The sequence below is a fragment of the Arthrobacter sp. ISL-48 genome (assembly GCF_018613805.1).
GTDB lineage: Bacteria > Actinomycetota > Actinomycetes > Actinomycetales > Micrococcaceae > Arthrobacter.
On sequence record NZ_JAGGPL010000033.1, the window covers coordinates 1 to 5103 of the forward strand.

The following is a 5103-nucleotide window of genomic DNA, read 5'->3' on the forward strand; positions in this document are numbered from 1 at the left end:
AACCGCTGCCTGGTCCGGGCCCACACCCTCCGAGATATCAGCCGTATTAGACGTCTTGGAGCTGTCATGCTCGGAATCACTGTTGTCGGTCGACCCGCACGCAGTCAACGCCAGCAGAACTGCCAATCCTGCAGCGGCAGTCTGGACCGTCATTCTCATCTTCGTCGGAGCCTCCTTCCAAGGGTCCAGGCTCAGTCCCTACCTACAATGCAACCACCCCGCATCGCAGATGATCGACAATTTACAGATATTAAGTGGAGCTTCTTAGCGTGACGTCATTGGCGGGTGCGGCCGGTGGCTATGTCGTTCGCGTCGGCGTAGTCCAGCTTTGACGGGGTGGGCTGTTCAACGCAAAGAGAAGGCCAGATCCGTTGGATCTGGCCTTCTCATGAGCGATGCCGGAGGAGATTTCAGGCGATGACTTCCTTCTCTTTCCTTGTGGCGGTGAGATCCTCAACAGCCGTCTGCATGTGCTGCTTGATGACTTTGTGGAGTTCTTCCCTGCCGCCTGATTCGAGCAGATCGAGGATGTTCTGGTGTTCCTGGACCAGGACGTCTATTCGGGGGTAGGCGATTTCCAGGTTGAGGATGCACATCCTCGATTCCGCCGCGAGGGTCTCGTAGATTCGGATCAGGCGTGTGTTGCCCGCGCCGGCTACGAAGGAGGTGTGGAATTGCATGTCGAGCCGTGCAATCGACTGCCAGTCCGACACTGCAACCTGCTTCGCCATGTCGCTGATGATGGCCTTCAAGGCCTGGCAGGTGTCCCTGACCTGTTCCTGGCCGGCATCCAGCAGCGCGTCTGCTGCGGTTGCTTCCACAGCCTCACGGACCGCATAGATCTCCCTGATGTCATCAGTGGCGAGTTCCAGGACGAAGACACCCCGATTGCGTCGGCTGACCAGGATCCCCTCCTGGCACAGCCGCTGCAACGCCTCACGGACAGGGCCCCTGGAGGTGCGCAGCTGGCTTGCTAGGACTGATTCATTGATTTGCTCTCCGGGACGGAACATTCCCTTAACAATTTGTTCCCGCAGCTGATCAGCGATCAGCTGGGCCGTGGGTCTTCCCTCCAGGGCAAACAGTACTTCCGGCATCGCCATTGATATCCCCTCATCTCTTTCGGCGTACTACGAACATGTTTTAGATCGCTATAGCGGTGTACTTGGTCTCGAGGAATTCATCGATGCCGGCCTTGCCGCCTTCGCGGCCGAGACCGGATTGCTTGACGCCGCCAAAGGGCGCTATCGGATTTGAGACGATGCCGGTGTTAATCCCGACCATTCCGACTTCCAGCTCTGCCGAAAAGCGCAGCGCCTTATCCGTGTTCTCGGTGAAAACATAGCCAACGAGGCCCCATTCGGTGTCGTTGGCCATGCGAAGCACTTCGTCCTCGCTGTCGAAGGGAGTGATGGCCGCTACGGGTCCGAAAATCTCGGTAGTCATCAGGTCCGAGTTCAGGGCCACGTCCGTCATGACGGTGGGGGAGTAGAAGTATCCAGGACCCTCCGGGCGGCTTCCGCCGGTTAGGACGCGTGCACCTTTGGCGACCGCGTCGGCGACGAGGCTCTCGACTTTGTCCAGGCCCTTCTGTTCGATGAGGGGGCCGACGTCGGTCCCCGCCAGGGCGCCATTGCCCACCTGCAGTTCTGACATTTTCTTGGAGAATTTCTCGGTGAATTCCTCCGCGACTGAGCGGTGGACGAAGAACCGGTTGGCGGCAGTGCAGGCTTCGCCCATGTTCCGCATTTTGGCCTTCATGGCTCCGTCGACGGCCTTCTCAATGTCAGCGTCGGCGAGAACGATGAAGGGGGCGTTTCCGCCCAGTTCCATCGAGGAGCGCATAACGTTTTCCGATGCCTGGCGGAGGAGGATCTTTCCGACCCCGGTGGATCCTGTGAAGCTGATCTTGCGTGCGATGCCGCTGCTCATCCAGTTCTCCACCACGCTGGCAGCGTTGGAGGTGGTGACGACGTTCAGGACGCCGTCGGGAAGTCCTGCCTGCTTGAAGATATCCACCAGGGCCAGGGAGGTCAGCGGCGTCAGTTCCGCGGGCTTGAAGACCATGGTGCAGCCCGCGGCCACAGCAGGCGCGATCTTTCGGGCGCCCATGGCCAGCGGGAAGTTCCACGGCGTGACCAGCACGCAGGGGCCGACGGGTTCCTTGGTGATCAGGATCCGGGTGTTGCCGTCCACCGAAGTGGTGCTGTCCCCTCCGATCCGGGTGGCCTCTTCGGAGAACCAGCGCAGGAACTCGGCCCCGTAGGCTACTTCGCCCTTCGCTTCGGCAAGGGGTTTTCCCATCTCGGCAGTCATGATCGCAGCCAGACGGTCGGTGTTGGCAATGACCAGGTCAAAGGCGCGGCGGAGGATGTCGGCCCGTTTCCGGGGTGTGGACTTGCTCCACTCCGCCTGGGCACGACCTGCGGCCTCGATGGCAGCACCGGCTTCTTCAGGACCGCCATCGGCTACGTGGGCGATGATCTCGTGGGTGGCTGGATTTTCCACCGGAAAAGTGGCGCCGCTGGCGGCCTTCTGCCAGACGCCATCGATGAACAGTTCCGTGTGAAGACCTGAGGGGTCGAATGAGGAGCTCATATCACGCTTTCAAGGATCGTAGGAGGGGTTAGGAGGTGGCTGTTTTCAACGCTTGGGTGAACCTGGTCAGGCCAGCCTGGATCTCATCGCTGCTGACGTTGAGCGCCGGAATGATGCGGACGACATTTCCGTGCGGACCGCAGGTGAGGAGAAGCAGTTCTTCCTTGATTGCGGCTTGTTGGACAGCCAAGGCGGTGGCAGCATCAGGGACGTTGTCCGCTGTGGTGAATTCGACTCCTTGCATGAGGCCGCGGCCACGTACATTTCCGATTCCCGCAAATTCTGTCTTGAGCTTTTCAAGCCCTGCCCGCAGCTCATCGCCCCGAATCAAGGCATTTTCTACGAGGTTCTCGCGCTCAATAACGCCCAGGGTTGCGACGCCGGCCGCGGCCGCTACGGCGTTTCCACCGTAGGTACCGCCCTGCGAACCCGGCCATGCCTTGCCCATCAGCTCAGTAGAGGCGGCGATTGCCGAGATGGGGAAGCCGCTGGCGAGACCCTTCGCGGTGATGACGACGTCGGGGGTGATCCCCGCCCAGTCGTGCCCCCAGAACTTTCCGGTCCGGCCGACGCCGGCCTGGACTTCATCGAGGATGAGGACGATGCCGTGCCGGTCAGCGCGCTCCCGCAGGCCCTGCAGGAATGCCGGCGGTGTGGGGATGTAGCCGCCGTCGCCCAGCACAGGTTCGATGATGAAGCCTGCAGTGTCTGCCGGGCTGCTGACGCTCAGGAGGAGGTGGTCCAGTTCCTTCAACGCGAAGTTCACGGCTGTTTCTTCGCCCCAGCCGTAGCGGTAAGCGTGCGGGAAGGGTGCGATATGAACGCCGCCCATCAGAGGGGAAAACCCTGAACGGAACTTTGTGCCGGCTGTGGTGAGCGAAGCAGCGCCCACTGTCCGGCCGTGGAAGCCGCCGTGGAAGGAGATGATGTTGGGCCGCCCCGTGGCCATGCGGGCCAGGCGGACGGAAGCTTCCACTGCTTCGGAGCCGGACGTGGCGTAGAAAACGCTGTCCAGTCCCGAAGGCAGGAATTCTCCCAGCTTTTCGGTGAGCTCAAGCAAGGGCTTGTGCATCACGGTGGTGTATTGGGCATGGACAATCTTGCCCACCTGCTCGCGTGCTGCCGCTACGACGTCGGGGTGGCAGTGACCTGTGCTGGTAACGCCGATTCCAGTGGTGAAATCGAGGTACTTTTTGCCATCTGTCGCGTGGATCCAGCTGCCGACAGCATGGTCTACGACGACTGGAGTGGCCTGCTTAAGGAGGGGGCTGAGAGTTGCCATGGCTTCATACTTTCTTACGAACTGTAGATTGTCAACAATAGGCGATGTTGGGGAAATCAGCAATAGCGGTTGCTTGTGTTAGCTGGCCTTGAAGCGTTGGGGCCGCACGAAATCGAGGCCGTCGAAGGACCGCTTGCCCAATGACTCGTTGGCGGCGATTTCGCCGTAACCGCTGGCCATTTTGAAGCCGGCGCCGGAGAAGCCGGTGGCGCAGTAGATCCTGCTGTTTTGCCTAAGGTGACCGAGCAGGGGGTTGCTGTCCTTGGTGTAGAGGTCGGGGAAGGCATCTGAGCGGACGATGTTGGGGATGAGGCCCGGGAAGAACTCCGCCACTGTCTCCGTGGTCTCGGCAATTTCAGCTGCTGTCAGTTCCCTGAGAACTGAATCCGCCGCTGGTGTGAGAGAGCTGCGGCCATCCAGGGTTGCCTTGACGGTGACGCCGTCGACGGCGGGGGCGCCGTACATGGAGCGTTGGCCGGAAATCCTGATGAAGATGGGGAACTTCTCGGGTGAGAATTCGGCCGCGTCCCTGGCGACGAACCATGACAGGAAATTCCGTCGGGTTTCCGTTGCTGCTTTGAGGTAGTCGGGCATGAGTCGTTGTGACCAGCCGCCGGAGGAGACGATGACGTTTTCGAAGGTCCAGGTCTTGTCGCCGGAGGTGATGAGGACGCCGTCGTTTGTTTCCCGGATGTCGTCGATCGGGGTGTTGGTGTGAACTGTTGCGCCGTTCGCCTGGGCCGCGGCGACTGCCGCTGTGACGGCGCGGTCGGTGCGCAGGGCGCCGGCGTGGGGGTCGTAAACGGCGATGTCGTCGGGACGGAGGTTGTGCTGGGGGTAGCGTTCGGCCATTGCTTCGCGGCTGAGGATTTCGTGCTCGGCGCCGTTGATCCTGGTGGTTTCCAGCAGCGGCGAGACGTAGGGGCCGTTGGTGGTGCCGATGGAGAGCCCGCCGCAGCGGGCCAGGATGTTCTGCCCGGTTTCGGCTTCGAGTTCGGTCCAGAGGCTGCGGGACCGTTCCAGGATGGGGTAGTAGTCCGGTATTCCGCGGTAGAGCATGCGGAACAGGCGGGTGTCCCCACCGGTGGCGCTGCGGGCGTGGGCTGGGGATACGGCTTCGAATCCGGTGACGGAATCGGTGAGGCGGGAGGCCTGCCAGAGGGCCATGCTCCCGATGCTGCCCAGGCCGATAACGGCGAGTTTTCCGTCCATGGTTTAGAGCA

Annotated in this window: 4 protein-coding genes; all 4 read right to left on the reverse strand. The window is 61.3% G+C overall.

The annotated features are described in order from the left end of the window. Positions 1 to 410: 410 nt before the first annotated feature. A complete protein-coding gene (locus J7E83_RS20670) occupies positions 411 to 1103 on the reverse strand; it encodes a GntR family transcriptional regulator (RefSeq protein WP_214965997.1) in 693 nt (230 codons plus the stop codon). 40 nt (positions 1104 to 1143) lie between these two features. Then, on the reverse strand, positions 1144 to 2598 hold the full coding sequence (locus J7E83_RS20675; RefSeq protein ID WP_214965999.1) for an NAD-dependent succinate-semialdehyde dehydrogenase: 1455 nt from the start codon (positions 2596 to 2598) through the stop codon (positions 1144 to 1146). Positions 2599 to 2626: 28 nt separating this feature from the next. Continuing rightward, entirely contained in the window at positions 2627 to 3880 is a 1254-nt protein-coding gene (locus tag J7E83_RS20680; protein ID WP_214966001.1) for an aspartate aminotransferase family protein, read from the reverse strand. Positions 3881 to 3958: 78 nt separating this feature from the next. After that, the gene (gene solA, locus J7E83_RS20685) at positions 3959 to 5092 is read right to left on the reverse strand and encodes an N-methyl-L-tryptophan oxidase (protein WP_214966003.1); all 1134 of its coding nucleotides are present in this window, start codon (positions 5090 to 5092) and stop codon (positions 3959 to 3961) included. Positions 5093 to 5103 lie beyond the last annotated feature (11 nt).